Genomic DNA, 22,027 nt, shown 5'->3' with positions numbered 1-22,027 from the left:
ACACAATGCTGTTGTGATGGCATAGAGTCCAATTTCAAAACGACCACTATCAAGAAGTTCAAAAATCAACGCAAGGCTTGCTATAGTCTTAGGCATTTTTAAAACATGCGATTGTAAGCTTTTTGAGTGAGTATCTCTCTTTATAGCTTTCTATTAAAGGAAAAAACAAAAAAGAAATAACATTAACCATTTCAGATTTTCATAATGAAGAAAACTTTTTAGTTTTTCTGTTAGTGATGAAAATGTATTTCAAACAATAATGAATATATTTTCAATTAATTTAAGAGATCCACAATTATATTTTGAATACGAATTTGACATATACAAAGATGACTTTAGACCTAGCTAAATATTGCTATGAAGAATACAAATAGAACTAAGAAAATGAGAAATGAAGTTTTTTGATTGGATAGAGAAAGAAATTAGGATGATTAACATCCAGCAGGGATATTTTCATTTAGCTATTACTTTTAAAGATGTGTGAATAAATTAATGTAAAAAGCTTTGTTATGAGTAGGCTATTGAGTTAGAAATCTATACCAATCGCTTTGGCTTGCATCTTTTCGTAGAGTTTTTGCATTGCCTTGATATTTTCTCTTCGCACATCAATAATCGATTTTTCAATGTCTGTTAAACGTGCTTTGTCCAGATTTCCAAGCCTTGCATAATGAGATGCCATTGCTTTCCGAGCTTCATCATAAGGTAATCCGCCTTTTCGGTGTTTTGATAGACTATGCCCCCTATTTATCGCATCATATTTCTCAGGATTGGAAACTAGTTTTATGTGATCCTTAACAACACCTATTTCAATTAATGCTGTTTCAAGACTACTGACCATAGCTTTACTATTAGCATACCGAAGCAAATCATCCTTTATAAAGTCACTTTCCGTATCAATAAGCAATAGTAAATCACTATTTTTATCAACATTACGAATATAATCACACAAATCACTTCGTACATTATGTAATTTTTGAGATACTAATGTCTTTTCAAGATCTTGTACTAGTACACTTTGTTGTAAAAAAAGTTTTTCTAATTTATCAGAAATGATGACCTCCTATTACAACCCCTTTATCTAACCAGTCTGGACCATATTCCTCATCAGCATTCTTTGTAGAAAACCCCATATCACGAATAAACTGTGCTCCACGTTGATGTCTAAGATGTAGAAGTGCATGTGCTGGATATTCAGCCATTGCTAACCACTCCCACGTTGTTTTGCTATCATTCGCCTTGGAAGCTGCTTCTGCTTCAACCATATAGATACTGTTTTGAGGGAGACCTCCTGCTCGTAATTCTTCACGTTCAGCATCTGTCATATAACTTTTGGGTAATTTCTTTTGCATAGGAAATTCCTTTCTGTAATTTGTCTTGAAATATTAATCTAATGGTTAAATCTGATCAATCAAATTTCCTATGAATTTTTCAATTTGTTGTTTGAAATGAAAATAAGATATCTGCTTTTATCTTTAATCATTTTTTATTGAACATGACAAAATTTTACGTTCGTTTACGTGTTTCTTATGATAACAAGATACAGACAATCAAAAACTTGGGATTGTTAGAATATGCTAACAAAAATGGTTTTGTTCCACTCCATATTGAAAGAGAAACTATCAATAGAAGAAAAGAGTGGTGCAAATATAAAGCTTGGTACTTTAATCGAAAGAACAGAGCAGGGGAATTGTTATTGACACCTAAGTTTTCTCACATAGCGGATTTTTCTTTTAATATTTTAGAAAACTTTAAAGCTGCTAATTAGCATAGTTTATAAGATACGCTAATTTATTCAATGAATAAGCTAGGCAATTGATCATCATGGGCTGGACAACGGGCAAGTCCATAACGCCCATACCAAACCCCATGCAAGGCATTTGTGATGCCCCAAGCATTTATATAAGAAGACATTTTTGATCCTATAATGATTGCATCATAGGACGGACTCTGCTATCCATAATCATCGTGTGAAAATGAAAAGCCTTGTCCATCCTTATGTGACAAGGTTTTTTTATGCCGCATCACTTTGACGTTGCTGTTTTGCTTGTTCGATAACATTCAAAAGATCCGATTGTAACCAACGGGATAAAAAACCAAATTTTAAAGGTTTTGGTAAAGAGCCATTGGTCACATGACGGCGGAAAGTTGAGACACTCATATGAAGCAGTTTTGCACTTTCACGGTCTGTTAAAAGAATATCATTTTCTATCACAGTAAAATCCTTTCAAATATTAAAAAATGAGAACAAATCATAAGTATTTATTAACTATATTTTTGCATCATTTGAAAGGTATTTAGTTTATAGAAAACAGTATTTTATTATATAATTTCTAATGTTATAATTTATGAATCTTATTGAGAAAGAATGAGAGAAGGGAGAGATAAAGTTATCCACAGATTATGGGGTTGCACCTCATATCTTAAGATTAACCCGCAACATATGCCGCCCATGTATCCATATAGACACGGCGCTGTTCTAAATAATCAGTACGACGATAGGCACGCTCTACTTTACCCCCAACCGTATGACTTAGAATGGTTTCAGCGACCTCATAGGGGGCATCGGTTGTTTCAGCGAGCCAATTGCGTAAACTAGAGCGAAATCCATGCGGGCAAGCTTCAAGTCCAATTTTTTTCATATATTTTGACATACACTTATCAGCAAGGGGACCACGACCTCTAGCAGAAAAAAAGAAATCATTGCGAGAAAGCAGGCGCGCTTGTTTAAGAATTTCTAATGCTTCAGAAGATAAAGGGACGCGAAATTCTGTTGTAGCATCCCGCCTTCCTTTCATATTTTCAGCAGGGATAGTCCATATATCCCCCTCAACTTGATCTTTATGAATATGACATAAAGGAAAAGTACGAACCCCTGTCAGAATAAGCAAACGCAAAGCCAGTTGTGTCATTGTTGTTTTTTGACAAAGTGTTTTATAAAAAACCGGAACCTCTTTCCAATCCATGGCTGGTCTATTAGTGGTTTTATGACGTTGTTTACCTAAAAGAGCACGCGCTTTTTCTGTTGCTTGTAAATCAACATCCAATCCTAATGCAGCCGCATGTTTAAGACACATATTAAGACGAATAAGAGCTCTATAAGCAACTCCAGTTTTTGTATGCCATATGGGAGCAAGAACATTGCGTATCTCTGTTTGCGTAATTTCTGAAACGGGTAAACAGCCTAATTTAGGGAGAATATGAAGTTTTAAAGGTGAAAACCAGTTTCCATCTTTTCCATCATCCTTTAATTCAGCTTTACGACTTTCAAAAGCATCCAACGCGATATCTTTTAAATAATGGAGATTACTTATTGCCTCACGCTTTTGTTTTTCACGTTCCTTAATGGGGGCACGACCCTCACGAAGAATAGAACGCCACCCCGTTGCCAATTCACGCGCTTTTTTTAAAGAAACATTTCGCAACGCACCCAAGCCCATTTCACGACGGCGTCCGTGAATAGTATAACGATAAAGCCATTGAGCACCTCCATCTTTACGCTTATGGAGTAACAAGCCGGCACCATCATTATATTTGCCAGCTCCCAATGTTGCGACAGATCTTGCATTAAGACGGTTCATAAGAGCCATTTTTATTGTACAGTTTCACTCCATGTAAGCATGCCTACTTGTAATGTGCAAATAATAAATGGTTTTGGTTAAAAACATGAGAGAGTTTTATGGTTTCGGGGGGCTAATTTAATATAAATAACGCTATATTATCATTATAAATCAACATGTTGATAAGCGTAAGGTATAAAAATTGACCACGATTATACTGAACAATACAAAGAATGATATCTAGAAACAAGTTAGCAAAAGCATGCTTTTGTTCAAGTCAAAATGTTATAATTACTTTTGCGTTTAAAGGGATTCATAAGAAAAAACACCTTTTTCAAGAGTTTTATCCATATATCAACTTCATTTATGGTATGGGGCGAATAACTTAGCTTAATTGTACCATGAACAAATTTGAAATGGGATAAGCTTGTGATACTAAGAGGACTTATTCAATAGCGGGAATGATAAATTATACTTATAAATCAATATGTTAATATGAAGCTAGTGTTGTCTATCGTTCCCAGACGATACTTCGTGCTTTTATTCATTGTAAGACAAGTGATTTCTATGTTGGCCGTACAGGGTAATTTGCATTTATTTTAAAATTAAAATGCTCTAAAGCTTTGTTTTTTGAGGATTTTCACTTTTTATCTATAAACATGCTATTTTTTCTGGAAATTGGCAATGAAGGCACTATGTAAAATCCATTATGAATATTTCTACGAGGTTAAATTTATGAACATAAAATATTTTATTACAGCTTTTGCTACTTTTTCTTCAATCTCTTTTGCTCAAGGGGCGGGCTTTTTGTCTTCTCACAAGTTAATAGAGGGCATATCTGCTGTTGTTCCTCCTAAAGATCTTTTTTCTAGAGAGCAGTTGAATAAGATCTTATCTGAAGTTGTTCAGATGGAACTTTCTTGCACAAATAGCAGTGAATGCATAACGGCTGCTAAGTTAGTACCTGTATCTCATTTTGGTAAAAAAAGAGGTCATAGTCCTCAAAAAAAACCAAATAAAAAAGGACGTCCAAGATTGTCACGAGGTCCAATGAGTTATTAAAAAATAAAACAATAACATTAAGAGTCGTAACTATGCTCGGGTGTTGAAGAAGGGAGGTATTTTTTATCATTTAAAAACAGGGAGCTATTTTTTTGCGAAGGGTATTATGATTATCCACATGGTTCATGAATGGTACTGTTCGCAAAAGATAGGGGTAGGGAGACTTCGGTGAAAGAATATGTTGTATTGTGGTGTTTTTTCGTCAAAAATTTTATGAAATTATATAACGTGTGGATTTAGATTACTTTATTATGTCTATGTCGCAAATCCTCTCATTTGAGGTTTGGTTATAATAAGACAGAGAGATCTCTTTTATTTAAGTGTTTTTAGGAGACTAGGTAGATCAAGAGTAGGACTTGGTCCATAAATCCTTGAGTTAAGTCAATCACATGAGTAGGAAACTAAGAAAAACCCGTTTGACAAGAATCTTAGCTGTTTGCATACAGGATCTGATGAAGACTCTTTCTCAAAGTCGAGGAGGAGAGCTGTCGTGAAGTGTAAAAAAGCTTTATTAATATTAAACTTTTAATTTTTGTTGGCAGGTTTCGACTAGAGATAAAATATTCTTTATTTATCTGTGATTTAAAATATCAAAGAGCTTTTCTGCCAAATTCATGATTTTTAAAGCAAGGTTTTGTTTGAAAACTTTAAGAACGATTTCTCATTTTTTCAGCTTGAGGGAGAGCTTTTATATAAGTTTCAATGTTTATGAATTGTTTTTTTCAATTTAGTTTATAAAGAGTATGAAATTGAGCACCGACAAAGAAGGCTGAAGCTTTGAAAAAAGAATTTCTATAAGGTTGAGATAAAAAATGGTCAATCTTTCAAAAACAATAAATGCTTAAAGTAAAAACAAAGAGCAGGTAAATTGAATGTGATCTTGTTGCAATCCATGAAGTATTCGAAACTTTGTTTATGTGCGATACACATTTTTACAGTAAAAAACAATCAAAGAGCTATGCGCATTTGGTCTTACAAATAATGAACTAAACACATTGTTTGTATAAATTTATTTGTATGAATTTAAATGGCACAGTTGCATTTGGCTTGTTCTCAAGATCGTAATAGTTTTCTCGCTGTCCTTGATATTAAAAGCTCTCATAAGAAGCCATTTTTAGTTTTTGCTGAAATGATTTTATCCACACGTGTTCGCTTGTACGTGGAGGTGGATGATTTGGGCTACTTTAAATAAAATGATTTAAGATGAGAGTATCTTCAATATTACAGAGGAAAAGATAATTTTTTCATTATAATCAATAGGCTATCTTTCCATAGCTAATAAAAGATGTCCTACATGGGGGATGCCATAGTTTTTTTGAAAAATTCATAAAGAAGAAAAATGTGACGAAAGATACTCATTTGTGCATGGGCATCGTTTCATTCTCATTGACTACAGATCAAGCAATTAAGGGCACTTTGATTGGATTTTTATTTTTTTTATGAGTGTATCATTTTTGCTACAGATATCTGAAGTTTGGGCTCTATATGACATGACGTGTTCAAATAAATATTCAGCTATGGAGAGAAAATATGAATATGAAATGGTTAATAACAGCTTCTGCTTTCGCTTTTGTTTCAGTTTCAGCGGCGCAAGCAGCAGATGTTATTGTTCCCCCGAGTCCAACACCGGTTGCTCCCGTTATTGTTGCCCCAACTTTTTCTTGGACAGGCTTTTACTTTGGTGGGCAGATTGGTGGTTTTTCGGGTAAAACGAAGATGGATATTCTTGCTAAAGGACAAAAGATTCCAGTAAGTGATGATTATTTACCTAAGCTATCTGGTTTTATGGGTGGTCTTTACGCGGGTTCCAATATTGATCTCGGCAACGGCCTTATTTTAGGTGTCGATACAGATATCATGTGGTCTAATAAAGATGACACAAAGACAGGAAAAACATATGTTATTGACCAAGGTCACATCAATTATATTAACAAGATGTTAAAAAACGCTGCAATTAATATTGGTGAAAATGCACTCGAAAAGGGTTTTAAACGAACACACAGTTTCACTTTTAAAGAAAAGTGGGCTGGTGCGACGCGTGTGCGTATTGGTTTTGCTGCTGAACGCATTATGCCTTATGTTGCTGGTGGTATTGCCTATACACAGCTCCAAGATACTGCATCGATTTCAATAACAGACAAAAATTCAGACAAAATCATAGCTTCTGGTACTCTGTCTGATGAAACAAAGACCCTTGTTGGCTACACCCTTGGTGCGGGTGTTGATTTGGCCATGACCAATAATATTATCGTCCGTGCGGAATATCGTTACTCCGATTTTGGTAAAAAGAAATTCTCAAATGATAAATATGAAACTTCTTACAAAACCAATGATTTCCGTGTTGGTGTTGCTTACAAATTCTAACAGATGGTAAATTAAATAACAAAGAGGCTCTATCTCTGATAGAGCCCTATTATTTTCTGTTGCTATATTATCACACATTATATATTTTATAGTAGATGTGGAAAAGCATTATTAAGATTTTATTAAAAAAATTTTATAAACAACAAACAAAAATCACATTTAAAATCAATGAGTTATTTGCATACGCAGTTTGTGGTTTCTCGTACAAAACGAAATTATGAAGTAATTTTATCTTCGGCAAACTCTCCATTTCCTGTGACTGTGTCATTTTTACTACAGCTTTTCTGCGTGTTATCTTGTAGCACTGTGCTCATAATAAATTAGGAGCAAAGTTTATGAATATAAAATCTTTAGTAACAACTTCTGTTATCGCTATAGCTACAGCTTCTGCGGCACAAGCTGCTGATGTTATTGTCCCTCGTGAAACAGCCCCAGCAGTTATCACAGCAGCCCCTGCCTATTCTTGGACAGGTTTTTATCTTGGTGCTCAGATTGGTGGTCGTTCAATGAAAACTGACAATGGTTCTAGCACTTTAGGTTATCACGATCTTAAGCTTTCCGGTATGCTCGGCGGCCTATACACAGGTTACAATGTTGATCTCGGCAATGGTGTAATCTTCGGCTTGGATACAGATGTCTCTTTTATTGGTAAAAAAGACACAATTAACTCCCTTACAAAGTATGTTGGAGGTGTACTTAATAAAAATCTTGACACGATTAATAAACTCCTCGATGATGCTAAGATCAAAAGGAACGATGGTCTAGCAGTTGAAAATGGGGATGAATACGTCGAAAGTATTACTATGAAAGAAAAGTGGTCTGGTGCTACCCGCGTTCGCATTGGTTTTGCTGCTGATCGTATCATGCCTTATATCGCTGGGGGTGTTGCCTATACGCAGATGCAAGGCATCTCAGCACTTGAAGTGAAAAAAGATAGATTGTTGCCTGCAGATAAAAATCCTGGTAAGGTTGTTGCTTCTGGTAACGTATATGATGAAACAAAGACCCTCGTTGGTTTCACCCTTGGTGCTGGTGTTGACTTTGCAATGACAGACAATGTTCTGTTACGTGCTGAATACCGTTACTCAGACTACGGTAAAAAGAAATACTTTAACGACACTGAGGAACTTCAATACAAAACCAACGATTTCCGCGTAGGTGTTGCATACAAGTTCTAATTTCGTAAATAACGTAATTAATACAAAAAATATAAAGGTCTCGTTTAACGAGGCCTTTATCTTATTATATTGTAAAAACTCTAGCATTAAGAGCGATAGGTGCATATAAAACTTCCCACATGAGGTGTTTATGTGAGATGAATATTCTTGAGTAGAGCTTGCCTCTAGAGTCACCTCGACATAGGAGACATTTTCACATGAATCACAGGAATATTTTTAGACCGGATTAGTCTACACTGTCTTTAAAGAAGAATATGAATCACTGAAACGATGACGATAGTTTGTTACAACATTGTAGGTGGTGGCATTAACTTTGCAATGACAGACAATGTTTTGATGCATACACAAACTGTCACTCAGATTTTTGTAAGAAGCAATTTGCAAAGGACTATCTTAGACTAGGCTACAAAATCAATGACTTTCGTGTTGGAGCTCTTACAAGTTCTAATTTCATCAAAATGGCAATTATGAATACAAAGTATTAATAAAAAATTAAATTTCCAAGAAATTTTTATCTTTGATAAAACCGCTGTTTTCTGGGCTTTTTATTTGTAATTGTGATGTTTTTACTACAGATTTTTGCTCTGTAACCTTGTAAAATCATTTATAGTGAATTTAGGAGCAAAATTATGAATATAAAATTTTTAATGGCAACTTCTGTTGTCACGTTGATTTCAGTTTCTGCAGCAAATGCAGCTGATGTTATAATTCCTCATGAAGTTGCACCAGCAGTGGTTACAGCCCCATCATTCTCTTGGACAGGTTTTTATCTGGGTGGTCAAATCGGCAATTTTTCGAGTAAAACCAAAATAACTATTCCAGGAGAAGACAGAGAGCTTTTCAAAAAAGATAACACACCAAGTCCTTCTGGTTTCATGGGGGGTATTTATGCAGGATCTAACGTAGACCTTGGAAGTGGCCTTATTCTTGGTGTTGAAACCGATGCTGTTTGGGCAGACCGTGGAGAATCAAAAACAGCTCGTGAATCGACTCTTACTGAAAAAGATGCAACATTTTTTAATGATGCCCTTACAAAAGCTAAGGTTGAACTAACAGGACAGCAAAAATTTATAAAAGATGACCAAGTAACGGAAACGCACAGTTACAAAGAAAAATGGTCTGGTGCTACCCGCGTTCGTATCGGTTTTGCTGCTGTTGACCGCATTATGCCTTATGTTGCTGGGGGTATTGCCTATGCGCAAGTGCAGGGTATCCAATCCGTTGCTGGAAAAGGAGAGAGAGCTAAAGTTGAGCAGAAAGCTGATGGGGATGAAAAGTTGCCAGAAGAGAATAAGCAAACTGTAGATTTGATGGGTGGTACTTGGGCTGATGACACGAAGACAATGGTTGGTTTCACTATTGGTGGTGGTGTTGACTTCGCAATGACAGACAACGTTCTGTTGCGTGCAGAATACCGTTATTCTGATTTTGGTAAAAAGAAATTCGCAAACGATACACGTGAATTCAATTACAAAACCAATGACTTCCGTGTTGGCGTTGCATACAAATTCTAATTTCATAAAAATGAAATTAGAAATACAAAATAAACCTCTTAGAGGCTCTATTAAAGATAGAGCCTCTACTTTTTTCTATTACTATATTATCACACACTCTATATTTTACTTGCGGATATAAAAAGATATTCTTCAGATTTTCTTAAAAAATTTCATAAATGATAGATAATAATTACGCTGTAAGTTCAACATTTTATCGGTGTTGATAACCTGTAATTTCTTATATGAAGTGAAATTATGCAGCGATTTTATTTTGGATTATTCTTTATTTTTTATAATTATATTATTTTTTACGACAGAGTTTCTTCATTTAAACTTATAATATTGCGCTCATAAATCATGCCTAATTAAAAAATCCATTAAGATCTTTCAGAAAGTTTCTAGCTATTTCTGGTGTTTCTTTACGACGCTCAATACCAACCATAATATATTTCTTATCAATTGCTTGGTATGGAACATTGCTATTGTACATCAGAATGAGTTCACTCTGTCTTTTTGGTAAATTTAGAAAGGTTATACTATCAAGTTCAGGTTTAGACTTAATGATCTTACCCCATCTGTCGATAGAGACGAAAGGGATCATGCCACCGCTTTTGGGGGAGAGCTTATAGATTTCTTTCGTTAGAAGATTGAAGTCGTACGTATTGGCAATAAAAAGAAAAATAGCAAATCTCTTCAAGAGAGAGTTTCAGCATTTTTATTACCAATACAAGTTTTCATCATAATTTTTTGAAGTTCGTTATAAGAAAAAACATATTCTTTGCTATAGTAGCTAATTATGAATTTATCATTATTGTTTCTTTATTTCATGCGCAATTTCCCTATGGCGTAAATCACGCTTTTGTTCTCAAAGAATTGTTTTTGTTGTGAGAAAGAGGGGTTTTCATGTTTCCGTAAATATAGGTTAATCCATAAATCTTGGGACTTCTAGAAATTTTAACTTTGCCCATAGACATAAGCATTATCATAAATCTTTGCATATTGAGAGATGAAGACTTTGCTCATAGACCCCAGAATTACCATAGACTTGACCACATATTTCAGAATAGTAACGTATTTTTTGCAGACTCTTGTTTATTAACAGACACACTTTTATTTACAATGTTAGAAGAAATTGTAGTGTTTTTTTTGATATAGTTATTATAGCTCAATCCTTGTCGTTATTTAAATTTTCTATTAACCTTCTATAAGGGGACTGGGTGCTAGAAAACACGGCATATAGTCCGTCACTATGCTTTTTTATTGTCAATTAATTTATGGGCTTTTTTGATATTTTTTCTAATTTTTGCTTTTTATAAGATTAGAAATGTTCGTTATTCGCGACTCCTTGACGCTTCAAGGCATTACAACGCCTTCTAAAGGAAAAGGGAGCACTTTGGGGGAGTGAATACGGCTTTCAAATTCATGATATTATTGTTGATGGGGCTTACTATCATATCAAAAAGCGTTCTATAGCGGCGGGTAACAGATCCTTATGTTGGAAGATGTATAACTCTTTCTAATATCCAGCTTTTAATCAAACAGTTAACTAAAGTCTATTTAGATAAAGGCTATGTCACAGCGCGTTTTTATATCCCAGACTAGGGTATAAAAAGAACCAATAATTACCTTCTTGGCAATAAGATTGGGGGGGGGACTCCGTCAATATAGTGGCATCAATTTTGCGATTTTATATTCTCGTCAAATGTTAGGGGAAACCTAAATTTTTGATGTCATTTATTGGCAAGGATTTCTCCTTTTTCATTCGGTTAAAACCTGATCCAGGAGCGAGGGATGCGGAGTCTTAATTTGCCAAATTTACCGGTACGATCAGTGTCATGACGCCCTTTCAAGTGAGTGGGTGGAATTTTGTATTAAGCAATCTTTTAAGTGGACAATATTCACCGCATAATTTATTGGCTGCAGAGCAGATTTCATTGGGGGTGCTTCCAATGTTCATGGGATATGAGAGAGTTTGATTTTTGGTAATAATGTTTTTATCCGTAATGACTTGATGCTGAGAACCTTCCGTGGTGCAACAATGAAATTTTTAAAAAGACTTTTGGAGAACTTCGCCCCTTTGTTAGTTTGGACTATGGTCGGGTTTTTGCACAACCTTTGTATGGTTTTATAAGCCGACACTATCGTTATATTTGCCAGCCCCTATGTTGCCAGCCTTTGCATTAAGACGGTTCATAAGAGCCATTTTTAGTCTTTTCTTATACAGTTTTATCCATACGCCAGCTCCGCTTTTGATGTGCAAGTAAATGGTTTTATTGATTTAAGATAAACACCTTTGAAATGAGAGAATCTTACGTTATTGGGGATTCTCATTCAACATACAAAACAGTAAATTGTCATTATAGATCAATGCATTGCCATGAATGAGAAGTTTGCTGGTTGGACAGCAGGTGTCAAGCTTGCAGGGGGAATAGTTTCTCTTGATGCCAGTTATTCCAGTATTTTCTGGAGCGTCCTCAAGCATAAAAAGTCAGACACGTTTTTTTGCGTTTTTGTTTTTCGTAATTTAAGATACAAATAAAATATCAAAGATAGACCATGTTAGTAAATAGATGAAACTTTGATGGTACTTGGGTAGAAAAGCCAATGATTGGGTTTTATTATTTGCGCTGGCACTGATTTCTCAATGATAAGCAATATCCTATTGTGTGCAGAATACCGTTATTGAGATTTAGGTAAAAGAAATTTATAAAAAGTATTACCATTAACAGTTGTGCGAAAATTGAATGAAAATGAATCCAACTTTAAGACACATAATTTCAGTATGGTTTAGTTGATAAATTTTCATTGGATGAAAAATTAAATAGTTAAGAAGCCTTATTTTCACAATTTCTTTATTTTTTTGTGAGTGTGTCATTTTTGCTACAGATATTTCAAAAAAGATGCTCTATATACATTCCATTTTGGATATTTGGAGATATTTTATGAATACAAAACGTTTAATAACAGCGTCTATTTTTTCTTTAATTTCAGCGTCCACAGCGCTAGCTGCTGATGTACTGATTCCTCATCAGACAACGCCATCGACTCCTTCTTCTACTATTGTTGCCCCCGCTTTTTCATGGACGGGGCTTTATTTAGGTGTCCAAGCTGGTGGCTTTTCGAGCAAGGCTGATATGGCTATTGTAGGTCAAGAAAAAAGTTATCCACTGGATAAAGAGTTTTCTCCTAAACTTTCAGGTTTTGCTGGTGGTTTTTATGCAGGTTCTAATATTGATCTCGGTGACAGCTTTATTTTTAGTATTGATACGGATTTAATGGTGTCTGGAAAAAAGCACACAAAGACAATTACGATAGGTACGGCTGATAACGTTACAGTAGAAAGTGCAGTGGGAAGATCTCGCAGATCAACAATATTGAGACCAGTCCAACAGAAAGAAACTGCTTTAACATTCCCTAAACGAGAAAAGCGTTCATCCACTCAAGAGCGAGCTGTGCAAAACAATCAAAGATCAGGAAAAAGCCAGTCAGGGCAAGAAGTAACGCCAACGCCAACAGCGTCAACGTCAACGCCAACGCCAACAGCGTCAACGTCAACGCCAACGCCAGCAGCGCCAGCGTCAACGCCAACGCCAACGCCAGCAGCGCCAGCGTCAGCAGCGCCAGCAGCGCCAGCGCCAGCAGCGCCAGCGTCAGCGTCAGCAGCGCCAGCAGCGCCAGCGCCAACGTCAGCAGCGTCAGCGTCAGCAGCGCTAGCGCCAGTAGCGCCAGCAGCGCCAGCGCCAGCGTCAGCGTCAGCAGCGCCAGCAGCGCCAGCGCCAACGTCAGCAGCGTCAGCGTCAGCAGCGCTAGCGCCAGCAGCGCCAGCAGCGCCAGCGCCATTTAAACAAACTTCCTCTGGCGTAAGGGGTATGCCTGCATCAACGATTGAAAAAGCGTCAGCCTCCCCTGTCTCATCAACAAAATCAAAAACAAGTCAGTCAGCAGTAAAAGTATCTACATCGGCACAACCAACATCATTAACAGAAAGAACAGTCCCGAGCAGAGAGCTTGCCCTGGCGAGATCAAGGACATCCAATGGGTCAGAGACAAATAATTCCAATGGAACAAGTGGAGCGGAAAACAGAGCTCATCATAGTGCCCATGGTAGTGGAAATAATGCTAATCCGCATGGTGCGTCTCACTCAAGTGGGTATGGCCCTGGTGCTAACCCACATACTTCCCGTCCTAATGGAGCACAGAGTCAACAAGCGGCGGATAAGGGTAATACCAGCGTATATGGTATAGAACAAATGAAAAAGATGGCTTCTGAACTTGGTCTTGATCAAGAGGATGAAGTTGAAACTGTAAATCATACTTTCAAACAAAATTGGGGTGGTGCTACACGGGTACGTATCGGTTTTGCTGCTGATCGCTTTATGCCTTATCTTGCGGGTGGTATTGCTTATGGGCAGTTCCAAGACACTGTATCAATATCCGTTAAGGGTGAAGATGGAAGCGTTGTTGCTTCTAAAAACTTAACCGATGAAACTAAAACCATGATTGGTTACACTCTTGGTGGTGGCGTTGATTTCTCGGTGCTGGATAATGTCATTGTGCGTGCAGAATATCGTTACTCCGATTTTGGTAAAAAGAAATTTGCAAAGGAAAAGCTTGAAGTTAACTACAAAACCAATGATTTCCGTGTTGGTGTAGCTTATAAATTTTAATCTGTTTTACGAGTAAATTTTTAAGAGGCTCCACTATCAGTGGGGCCTTTATTTTTTTAAGCTCATTTTTTGGTTTCTTTTTTTGCAAATTTCATGATAAAGCCCATAAAGTATGATGATATATTTTCTTGATCGCTGCTTAATACGAATGATAAGCTCGGCTTTCCCTATAGATAAAAACCAGAGTTGCAGGGTTCAGGGAAGTTATGCAAAAATGAAATCGTAAAAGTGGACAGGAATATTTCACAATGACTGTGAAAAATGAAACAATAGATTATTCAAAAACTCTTTATCTCCCACAGACAAATTTTCCTATGCGTGCAGGGCTTCCGCAAAAAGAGCTTGAGTTAATGGCACGTTGGGAAAATATGGGGCTTTATGCGCAATTGCGCCAACAAGCAAAAGATCGTCCATTTTATATTCTTCATGATGGTCCACCTTATGCAAATGGTCATATTCATATTGGGCATGCTTTAAACAAAGTTCTAAAGGATGTGGTGGTTCGTTCATTTCAAATGCGGGGGTTTAATGCAAATTATGTTCCTGGTTGGGATTGCCATGGGCTTCCAATTGAATGGAAAATCGAAGAAAAATATCGCGCACAAGGAAAAAATAAAGATGAAGTTCCTCTTAATGAATTTCGTCACGAGTGTCGTGAATTTGCACAACATTGGGTAACCGTTCAAAGTGAAGAATTTAAACGCCTCGGTGTTGTGGGAGATTTTAAGGTGCCTTATACCACAATGGCTTTTGAAGCAGAAGCACGCATTGCGAGTGAATTGATAAAATTTGCGATGTCAGATCAGATTTATCGTGGTTCTAAGCCGGTGATGTGGTCTGTGGTGGAGCGTACAGCTTTGGCAGAGGCAGAGATTGAATATCATGATCATGAATCAGAGGTGATTTGGGTTAAGTTTCCTATTTTTGAAGCAAATTCTGATGATTTATATGGTGCTTATGTCGTCATTTGGACAACAACGCCATGGACAATTCCAGGCAATCGCGCAGTGAGTTATTCCTCGCAGATTTCTTATGGTCTTTACGAAGTTGAAAGTGCTGAAAATGATTTTGGTCCTCAAGTCGGAGAAAAACTTCTCTTTGCAGATGCTCTCGCTATGGGTTGCGCAGAAAAAGCCAAACTTGTTTTGAAACGTTTACGTACTGTTTCTGCTGATGAATTGAAAGTTCTTATTCTTTCTCATCCATTGAAAGGTTTGGCTGGAGCGTATAATTATAAAATTCCATTGCTTGAGGGGGCCCATGTGACAGAGAGTGCGGGGACAGGTTTTGTCCATACAGCACCAAGCCATGGGCGTGAGGACTTTGAAATTTGGAATAATTATAAATTTTTATTAGAGCAAGCGGGGATTGATACATCGATACCGTTTCCTGTTGATGATGCGGGTTTCTATACGAAAGATGTTCCGGGTTTGGGGCTGGATCGTGAAGGGGGACCGGCACGTGTTATTGATGATAATGGAAAAATGGGTGATGCCAATAAAGAGGTCATTAACGCTTTAATTAAAGCAGATCGCTTGTTTGCACGGGGGCGTTTAAAGCATTCCTATCCCCATAGTTGGCGTTCGAAAAAACCAGTTATTTTTCGCAATACACCACAATGGTTTATTTCAATGGATAAAGATCTTGGGGATGGTTCAACTTTACGCAGTCGGGCTTTGGAAGCTATTTCAAAAACGCGTTTTGTGCCATCTTCTGGACAAAACCGCCTTGCTTCTATGATAGAAGATCGTCCTGATTGGGTTCTTTCTCGTCAACGTTCTTGGGGGGTTCCTATTTGTATTTTTGCCAATGAGGATGGTGTTGTTTTAAAAGATGAAGGTGTCAACGAGCGTATTTTACAGGCTTTTGAAGCAGAAGGAGCAGATGCATGGTTTGCTGAAGGAGCACGTGAACGTTTTTTAGGTGATCGTGCGCATGAGCCTTGGGTGCAGGTTTATGATATTTTGGATGTTTGGTTTGATTCTGGAGCAAGTCATAGCTTTGTATTAGAAGATCGGGCTGATTTAAAATGGCCTGCAGATGTTTATTTTGAAGGTTCAGATCAACATCGTGGATGGTTTCAATCTTCTCTATTGGAAAGCTGTGGTACGCGTGCTTGTTCTCCCTATAAGACAGTGATCACACACGGTTTTACTTTGGATGAGAATGGTAAGAAAATGTCTAAGTCTTTAGGCAATACGGTTGTTCCGCAAGAGATCATTAAAACATCTGGAGCTGATATTTTTCGTCTCTGGGTCATGACAACTGATTATTGGGAAGATCAGCGTTTAGGTAAGAAGATTCTTCAAACCAATGTGGATTCATATCGTAAACTACGCAATGCAATTCGTTGGATGCTTGGAACTTTAGCCTACGATGAAGGAGAAGAAATATCTTATAGCGCACTGCCAGATCTTGAAAAATTTATATTACATCGGCTTTTTGAACTTGATCAATTGATTAATCACGCTTACGATGAATTTGATTTTAAAAAGATTATGCGTGCATTATTAGATTTTTCAATCATTGAGTTATCGGCATTTTATTTTGATATCCGCAAAGATTCTCTTTATTGCGATGCACCTTCATCACAAAAACGTAAAGCTTCTTTGCAGGTTGTTCGTGAGATTTTTGAACGAATGGTGACATGGCTTGCTCCAATGTTGCCTTTTACGATGGAGGAAGCTTGGTTAGAGCGTTATCCAGAAACCCAATCGGTACATTTGGAACAATTTCGCTCTGTACCAGAAGAATGGCAAAACGAATCTTTAGCTGAGCGTTGGAAAAAAATTCGACAGGTCCGTAAAGTTGTGACAGGAGCTTTAGAGCTTGAGCGTGCTGATAAGCGTATTGGTTCCTCGTTAGAAGCAGCTCCTATTGTTTTTATTTCCAATCCAGTTCTACGAGAGGCATTAGAAAATGTGGATATGGCAGAAATCTGTATCACCAGTGCTCTCACAATTGTGCAGGATACAATGCCTTCCGATGCTTTTACTTTGAATGATGTTGAAGGTGTTGGTGTATACTCACAGAAGGCGTTGGGGAAAAAATGTGCTAGGTCATGGCGTTATACACAAGATGTTGGGAGTGATCCAGCTTATCCGGATGTCTCTGCTCGTGATGCAGCTGCTTTGCGAGAATTAAAAATTCTTGGCAAGATTTAAAATTTTAGATCAAGAGAAAGAAGTGAAAGCAGATTTCCCGTATTGATGAATATCGTTTTTTATGATAGGGAGTAGATTCCGTTGTTTTATCTGCAGGGGGGGAAATTTGTGTATGGACCGTTCTCTCATAAATAGCGGGAATATGAATCAGCCATATACTTAGGAAATGGAATAAGCAGTGAGAAAACGTGAAGTAAAAATATTTCCAGCAGGAATTTTAGGTATATGCTGTGTTTTAACAGGATGTAATTTATCTGCTCCTACCTATGGGACAAATAAACCGGTTTCGATACAGTTTTTTGAGGATGTTGCTAATATTGCTTCATTAACACCAGTAAATAACAGCAGTCAGATTGTTATAAAGCCTCGCCCAGAACTTGTGATACCAAGTCCTAGCGCACGTCGGTTTTTGCCGGTGCCACAACAGGATAGATCTATCAATAAAGGAGCAGCATCAAGACAGCATCAAGAAAGTCATTCTTTTCCTCATAAAGGATCTTCAGTTAATGGCGTTAGTTCAGAAAATCCTTCACAGTTAAATGCAAAACAACGACAAGAATATTTACGACGTCAAAGAGCACAAGCTGGAAGCCCAAAATATCGTCGCTATCTCACGGAACCACCATTAAGTTATCGCCAACCGGCAAAGACCGCTCCTGGTCGCTAGGGAAAAGGAAAAATATTAAAGCATGTGAAATATTCTTCCTATTACTTATAAGACCAAGTCCTCGTCCGCGCAGAGCTTTCCCTTTGCAGCAGGGGAGCATGAAATAGCAATATGGCAATAGCATCAAGAGAGTGGTGCTGTATTTTCCTTACAAGAAACATCTATCAAGGTTTTCAGCCCCATTTCACAGCGTCGCTTGTTTGGAGGATATAACGTAAAATCTATTGTGCACAACCATCCTTATACTTATAAGGAGCACTTGGTATCATCATTGTATTTACTGGCCTTTAATGTTGAATAGCTTTTGCGTTTGAATATCTTTATAAGAGACATTTTTAGTCTTTTCTAAATTGTTTTTATTCAGATGGTAATCCACTTTGTGGTGTGCAAGAAAGAGATTTTTATAGATAAAACAATGAATTATTCTCATAAATGAATGAATCAATCCAATAGAAGCAATCTGCAGTACTAAATAGAGTGTTAGAGGGAAAATGCTTCAAAAGAGTTTTCGCTATATTAGAAGGATTAATTGTCTTTTTTAAGGAATAGGATAGTTTCTAAAGAGTGAAAGTTATGGATAAAGAATTGTTTTTAGCATCGCTTTTGGATAAAAAAATCTTTAAGTAATTGAGCAGCTTCTTTTTCTTTAAAACCAGAATAAATTTCAGGTTTGTGATGACAGGTTGGTTGCTGATAAAAACGTGGGCCATTTTCTATAGCTCCTCCTTTAGGATCATTTGTTGCATAATACAGACGTCGTATGCGTGCAAATGAAATGGCAGCGGTGCACATGGCACAAGGCTCAAGTGTGACATAAAGATCGCAATCAGGAAGCCTTTCGCTTTGTAATGTTTCGCAAGCCATACGGATTGCGCGCATTTCTGCGTGTCCCGTAGGGTCATAGGCAGATTTTATAAAGTTCCCAGCACGTGCGATGATAGCTTTTCCACGTGTAATGACAGCGCCTACGGGAACTTCATCTTTTTTTGCAGCCCACTGCGCTTCCAAAAGGGCTATTTCCATGGGTGTCAAAGTCATAATGTTCTTTCTATGAGGGCAGTGGAGAACTTAAAGATTTCTCGATAAAGAATGTTATAGCATGAATAATTTATTACGCTTTTATAATGAAAAGAATACCTTTATTTTTTAAGTGTTTAAAACAAACTTGCAAGTCAATGGATACGTTATTGTAGTTAAAGGATAGAAAATGATAAATGATTGTGCTACTTCGTCTTTCAGGATAAGCGGTATGGTGCATGTGAATAATTTTCTGAACATACTGGCAAAAATTGGTTTGAAACGCAAATGAATGAAAATAATGAGAGTGAACGGATTGCTAAAAGGTTAGCGCGTGCTGGCGTTGCCTCGCGTCGAGATGCGGAAATGATGATTGTTGCAGGTCGTGTTTCTGTGAATGGTACAGTTGTGACAACACCTGCTTTTAATGTTAGCCGCTCTGATGTTATTAAAGTTGATGGCAAACCTTTACCTCCTATAGAACGAACACGTTTATGGCTCTACCATAAACCAGCAGGGCTTGTCACCACGAACCGTGATCCGGAAGGTAGACCTACAGTATTTAGCCATTTACCAAAAGGAATGCCGCGCGTTCTTTCTGTTGGAAGGCTTGACATTAACACGGAGGGGCTTTTGCTCTTAACCAATGATGGTGGCTTAGCGCGCGTATTAGAGCTTCCTGTGACGGGGTGGGTCCGCAAATATCGCGTCCGAGCCCATGGAAAAGTAAAGCAGAGCGCGCTGGATAACCTTAAAAATGGTATTGCGATTAATGGAATTTTCTATGGTTCAATTGAAGCCTCAATTGAACGGGAACAAGGGGCTAATATATGGCTTTCTGTTTCTTTGCGAGAAGGAAAAAATCGTGAAATAAAGAATGTTTTAGGGGCATTGGGATTATCCGTTAATCGTTTAATTCGTGTCTCTTATGGCCCATTTCATCTCTCTGATTTAGAAGAAGGAGCTGTACAAGAATTAAAAGGTCGGATGTTACGAGATCAGTTGGGAGAGCGTTTGATTATGCAGGCCAATGCCGATTTTGATGCTCCTATTCTGAAACCCTTTTCAAATTCTGCGGTTGCTGCGGAAAAGCAAAGACAGAAGGATGTTTCCGTTGCCAATGATGGTTGGGTCTTTTCAAGTGAAAGAGCGATACGGCGCCACCCTAGAGATCGTTCTGTTGAGCATGGTCGCGCACGATTAGATGCAAAGTCTCATGAGAATATGAATAAAGGGAAAAGTGAGGAAGGAAAAGCAGAGCGTTTTCTACCGCGATCTCGTCGTGCGAATGTTTGGATGGCTCCTGGTGCACGTCCGCAGAGTGCGAGGAGGAAGCTTTCCTATAATGAGGAGAAATCGCAGGCTCATAAGAGAGATTTGACTGGTAAAAAATCCTTTCATCAAGGCAAGGAAAAACAAAAAGACAATCACTTTCAGAAAGAAAAAGGGGGAAGTTTTGTTCAAAAACGTGGCAAAACATCTTACGATGAGAGGCGTGCATTTAGTAAGAAAGATCACTTTTCTAAGGATAAAGAGAAAATGATAAGAGGTGGTTCTGATGAACGTTCTTTTGAGAGAAAAGACAAGGTAAAATCGTTTAGTGGTGCACTGAAAAAATCTAAACCACATAGAGATGGTGCAAAAACTTCGAAGCGATTTGGAGGACCACGTGCGGATTATCGGCGGTAAATTTGCTGGGCGTGTTTTGTTTTCGCCTGTTGATCAGTCGATTCGTCCAACGAGTGATCGTACGCGAGAAAGCCTTTTTAATATTCTTTCTAGCCGTGAAGAACAGTTTTGGACCAATAAACGCATCCTTGATCTTTTTGCTGGTACTGGTGCTTTAGGCATTGAAGCCCTTTCACGTGGAGCAAAGGTTGCTGTTTTTGTTGAAAATTCGGTTGAGGGGCGTGGTTTGCTTCAAAAAAATATCGAAGCCTTTGAGTTACAGTCGATCGGACGGATTTTGCGTCGTGATGCAACAAAACTTGGCAAGATTGGAACAATGCTTCCATTTGATGTTATCTTTGCTGATCCTCCCTATAGTCGTTGTTTAGGTGAACGGGCTTTTGTAGAAGCTTTGCGAGGGGGGTGGGCAAAAGCGGATACACTCTTCGTACTTGAAGAAAAGAAAGATACAATCATTCATTTACCTGACGTCTTTTATCTAGATGATGAACGTTTTTATGGTGAGACAGCAATACGTCTTTATAAATTACGATTACTTACATCTTGAGAAAATTCTTTTTTATTCCGGCAGGACAAAAAAACTTCTTTACAGTTTCCTTTATTTTATATGGTTTCTTTCAAGGTGAAGCAGAAAATCAATAAAAGATTCTAATGTTAAAGAAATTGATGCGTTTTAACTTCATTATGCTTTTTATCTTAATCCCTCTATTTTTTGGAGCTTTTTTATAGCTCTAAGGGCGAGCCTTTTATAATAAGAGATGTCCTCTAATTTTCTGTCGAGACAAAAAGTGCTTTGAGGTGTAAATAGTATTGTACCTGAGTTGGCAGTATGTGTTGCTGCTCATTTTTGTAAGTTATGGGCTGATTTATTAATTTCAGCGACATTAAAAGCGAAACGCATTATCAAAGCTTTCGTGTATTATGAACTTTACTACCGATCAATATTCCTTCTTCAATAGGAGATATATTTCACGACAACAATTGTGACATCTTTTTTCTCCTTTTTCGGTTACACCTTCATCGTCAATGTTTTATCAACAGTGGAAAGTTTTAAGCCATGTCGTTGACATTGATATCTTAAATGGTGCGTAAATTCTCTTTTTGTTATTGTATGGACTTAAAAAAACAGATATTTTTATTTAAGGGAGACAATAATGTTTATCTAT

Annotated in this window: 18 protein-coding genes and 1 pseudogene; 12 read left to right on the top strand and 7 right to left on the bottom strand. The window is 37.4% G+C overall.

The genetic code is table 11. The features are described from left to right. Positions 1–526: 526 nt before the first annotated feature. A complete protein-coding gene (locus NNJ73_RS08635) occupies positions 527–949 on the bottom strand; it encodes a hypothetical protein (protein ID WP_254493495.1) in 423 nt (140 codons plus the stop codon). A 94-nt stretch (positions 950–1,043) separates the two neighbouring features. Further along, entirely contained in the window at positions 1,044–1,349 is a 306-nt protein-coding gene (locus NNJ73_RS08630; protein ID WP_012231625.1) for a hypothetical protein, read from the bottom strand. A gap of 143 nt (positions 1,350–1,492) precedes the next feature. Here NNJ73_RS08630 and NNJ73_RS08625 point away from each other — a divergent pair, with 143 nt between their 5' ends. Continuing rightward, on the top strand, positions 1,493–1,765 hold the full coding sequence (locus NNJ73_RS08625) for a hypothetical protein (RefSeq protein WP_254493453.1): 273 nt from the start codon (positions 1,493–1,495) through the stop codon (positions 1,763–1,765). Between the two features lie 23 nt (positions 1,766–1,788). Here NNJ73_RS08625 and NNJ73_RS10045 read toward each other — a convergent pair whose 3' ends face one another. From NNJ73_RS10045 to NNJ73_RS08615, 3 genes are all read right to left on the bottom strand, one after another. Beyond that, a complete protein-coding gene (locus NNJ73_RS10045) occupies positions 1,789–1,911 on the bottom strand; it encodes a hypothetical protein (RefSeq protein ID WP_256478072.1) in 123 nt (40 codons plus the stop codon). Between the two features lie 100 nt (positions 1,912–2,011). Further along, positions 2,012–2,212: an AlpA family transcriptional regulator gene (locus NNJ73_RS08620; RefSeq protein WP_015856732.1), complete on the bottom strand. Its 201-nt coding sequence runs from the start codon at positions 2,210–2,212 to the stop codon at positions 2,012–2,014. A gap of 214 nt (positions 2,213–2,426) precedes the next feature. After that, the gene (locus NNJ73_RS08615; protein WP_254493685.1) at positions 2,427–3,587 is read right to left on the bottom strand and encodes a site-specific integrase; all 1,161 of its coding nucleotides are present in this window, start codon (positions 3,585–3,587) and stop codon (positions 2,427–2,429) included. 705 nt (positions 3,588–4,292) lie between these two features. Here NNJ73_RS08615 and NNJ73_RS08610 point away from each other — a divergent pair. From NNJ73_RS08610 to NNJ73_RS08595, 4 genes are all read left to right on the top strand, one after another. After that, positions 4,293–4,619: a hypothetical protein gene (locus tag NNJ73_RS08610; protein ID WP_254493684.1), complete on the top strand. Its 327-nt coding sequence runs from the start codon at positions 4,293–4,295 to the stop codon at positions 4,617–4,619. 1,530 nt (positions 4,620–6,149) lie between these two features. After that, complete coding sequence (locus tag NNJ73_RS08605) at positions 6,150–6,983, top strand: outer membrane protein (protein WP_254493683.1); 834 nt, start codon at positions 6,150–6,152, stop codon at positions 6,981–6,983. A gap of 335 nt (positions 6,984–7,318) precedes the next feature. Continuing rightward, a complete protein-coding gene (locus NNJ73_RS08600; protein ID WP_254493682.1) occupies positions 7,319–8,161 on the top strand; it encodes an outer membrane protein in 843 nt (280 codons plus the stop codon). Between the two features lie 629 nt (positions 8,162–8,790). Beyond that, positions 8,791–9,675 carry an outer membrane protein gene (locus NNJ73_RS08595; protein WP_254493681.1) on the top strand — a complete coding sequence of 295 codons (885 nt, stop codon included), beginning with the start codon at positions 8,791–8,793 and terminating at the stop codon, positions 9,673–9,675. Positions 9,676–10,018: 343 nt separating this feature from the next. Here NNJ73_RS08595 and NNJ73_RS08590 read toward each other — a convergent pair whose 3' ends face one another. Further along, positions 10,019–10,258, bottom strand: coding sequence for a hypothetical protein (locus NNJ73_RS08590; RefSeq protein WP_254493680.1), 240 nt, complete (start codon positions 10,256–10,258; stop codon positions 10,019–10,021). Between the two features lie 905 nt (positions 10,259–11,163). Between NNJ73_RS08590 and NNJ73_RS10155 the strand changes: the two genes are divergently transcribed. The 5 genes and pseudogenes from NNJ73_RS10155 (at position 11,164) to NNJ73_RS08570 (ending at position 18,155) form a co-directional block, all read left to right on the top strand. Further along, positions 11,164–11,259, top strand: a complete 96-nt coding sequence (locus NNJ73_RS10155; protein WP_371923269.1) for a POTRA domain-containing protein — start codon at positions 11,164–11,166, stop codon at positions 11,257–11,259. 6 nt (positions 11,260–11,265) lie between these two features. Continuing rightward, positions 11,266–11,781, top strand: a pseudogene (locus tag NNJ73_RS08585) (ShlB/FhaC/HecB family hemolysin secretion/activation protein); the annotation flags it as partial. An 818-nt stretch (positions 11,782–12,599) separates the two neighbouring features. Next, on the top strand, positions 12,600–14,324 hold the full coding sequence (locus tag NNJ73_RS08580) for an outer membrane protein (RefSeq protein WP_254493679.1): 1,725 nt from the start codon (positions 12,600–12,602) through the stop codon (positions 14,322–14,324). Between the two features lie 248 nt (positions 14,325–14,572). Further along, positions 14,573–17,488 carry an isoleucine--tRNA ligase gene (gene ileS / locus NNJ73_RS08575; RefSeq protein ID WP_254493678.1) on the top strand — a complete coding sequence of 972 codons (2,916 nt, stop codon included), beginning with the start codon at positions 14,573–14,575 and terminating at the stop codon, positions 17,486–17,488. Positions 17,489–17,666: 178 nt separating this feature from the next. Then, entirely contained in the window at positions 17,667–18,155 is a 489-nt protein-coding gene (locus NNJ73_RS08570) for a hypothetical protein (protein ID WP_254493677.1), read from the top strand. 591 nt (positions 18,156–18,746) lie between these two features. On the opposite strand, the gene NNJ73_RS08565 is transcribed toward NNJ73_RS08570, so the two are convergent. After that, entirely contained in the window at positions 18,747–19,193 is a 447-nt protein-coding gene (locus NNJ73_RS08565) for a nucleoside deaminase (protein WP_254493676.1), read from the bottom strand. Positions 19,194–19,460: 267 nt separating this feature from the next. Here NNJ73_RS08565 and NNJ73_RS08560 point away from each other — a divergent pair, with 267 nt between their 5' ends. Both NNJ73_RS08560 and rsmD read left to right on the top strand, forming a co-directional pair. Next, positions 19,461–20,861, top strand: coding sequence for a pseudouridine synthase (locus NNJ73_RS08560; protein WP_254493675.1), 1,401 nt, complete (start codon positions 19,461–19,463; stop codon positions 20,859–20,861). Next, a complete protein-coding gene (gene rsmD / locus NNJ73_RS08555) occupies positions 20,842–21,408 on the top strand; it encodes a 16S rRNA (guanine(966)-N(2))-methyltransferase RsmD (RefSeq protein WP_254493674.1) in 567 nt (188 codons plus the stop codon). Before NNJ73_RS08560 ends, rsmD begins: the two co-directional genes overlap by 20 nt. Positions 21,409–22,027 lie beyond the last annotated feature (619 nt).

Origin of the sequence: Bartonella sp. B1099 (genome assembly GCF_944801835.1) — a bacterium.
Taxonomy (GTDB): domain Bacteria; phylum Pseudomonadota; class Alphaproteobacteria; order Rhizobiales; family Rhizobiaceae; genus Bartonella.
This window is presented reverse-complemented; position numbering and strand designations above follow the sequence as displayed.

Coding starts and splice junctions, on each gene's coding strand:
- NNJ73_RS08565 (WP_254493676.1), bottom strand. CDS start 19,193: ATGACTTTGACACCCATGGAAATAGCCCTTTTGGAAGCGCAGTGGGCT.
- NNJ73_RS08595 (WP_254493681.1), top strand. CDS start 8,791: ATGAATATAAAATTTTTAATGGCAACTTCTGTTGTCACGTTGATTTCA.
- NNJ73_RS08580 (WP_254493679.1), top strand. CDS start 12,600: ATGAATACAAAACGTTTAATAACAGCGTCTATTTTTTCTTTAATTTCA.
- NNJ73_RS10045 (WP_256478072.1), bottom strand. CDS start 1,911: ATGTCTTCTTATATAAATGCTTGGGGCATCACAAATGCCTTGCATGGG.
- NNJ73_RS08630 (WP_012231625.1), bottom strand. CDS start 1,349: ATGCAAAAGAAATTACCCAAAAGTTATATGACAGATGCTGAACGTGAA.
- NNJ73_RS08600 (WP_254493682.1), top strand. CDS start 7,319: ATGAATATAAAATCTTTAGTAACAACTTCTGTTATCGCTATAGCTACA.
- NNJ73_RS08605 (WP_254493683.1), top strand. CDS start 6,150: ATGAATATGAAATGGTTAATAACAGCTTCTGCTTTCGCTTTTGTTTCA.
- NNJ73_RS08625 (WP_254493453.1), top strand. CDS start 1,493: ATGACAAAATTTTACGTTCGTTTACGTGTTTCTTATGATAACAAGATA.
- ileS (WP_254493678.1), top strand. CDS start 14,573: ATGACTGTGAAAAATGAAACAATAGATTATTCAAAAACTCTTTATCTC.
- NNJ73_RS08610 (WP_254493684.1), top strand. CDS start 4,293: ATGAACATAAAATATTTTATTACAGCTTTTGCTACTTTTTCTTCAATC.
- NNJ73_RS08615 (WP_254493685.1), bottom strand. CDS start 3,587: ATGGCTCTTATGAACCGTCTTAATGCAAGATCTGTCGCAACATTGGGA.
- NNJ73_RS08560 (WP_254493675.1), top strand. CDS start 19,461: ATGAATGAAAATAATGAGAGTGAACGGATTGCTAAAAGGTTAGCGCGT.
- NNJ73_RS08590 (WP_254493680.1), bottom strand. CDS start 10,258: ATGATCCCTTTCGTCTCTATCGACAGATGGGGTAAGATCATTAAGTCT.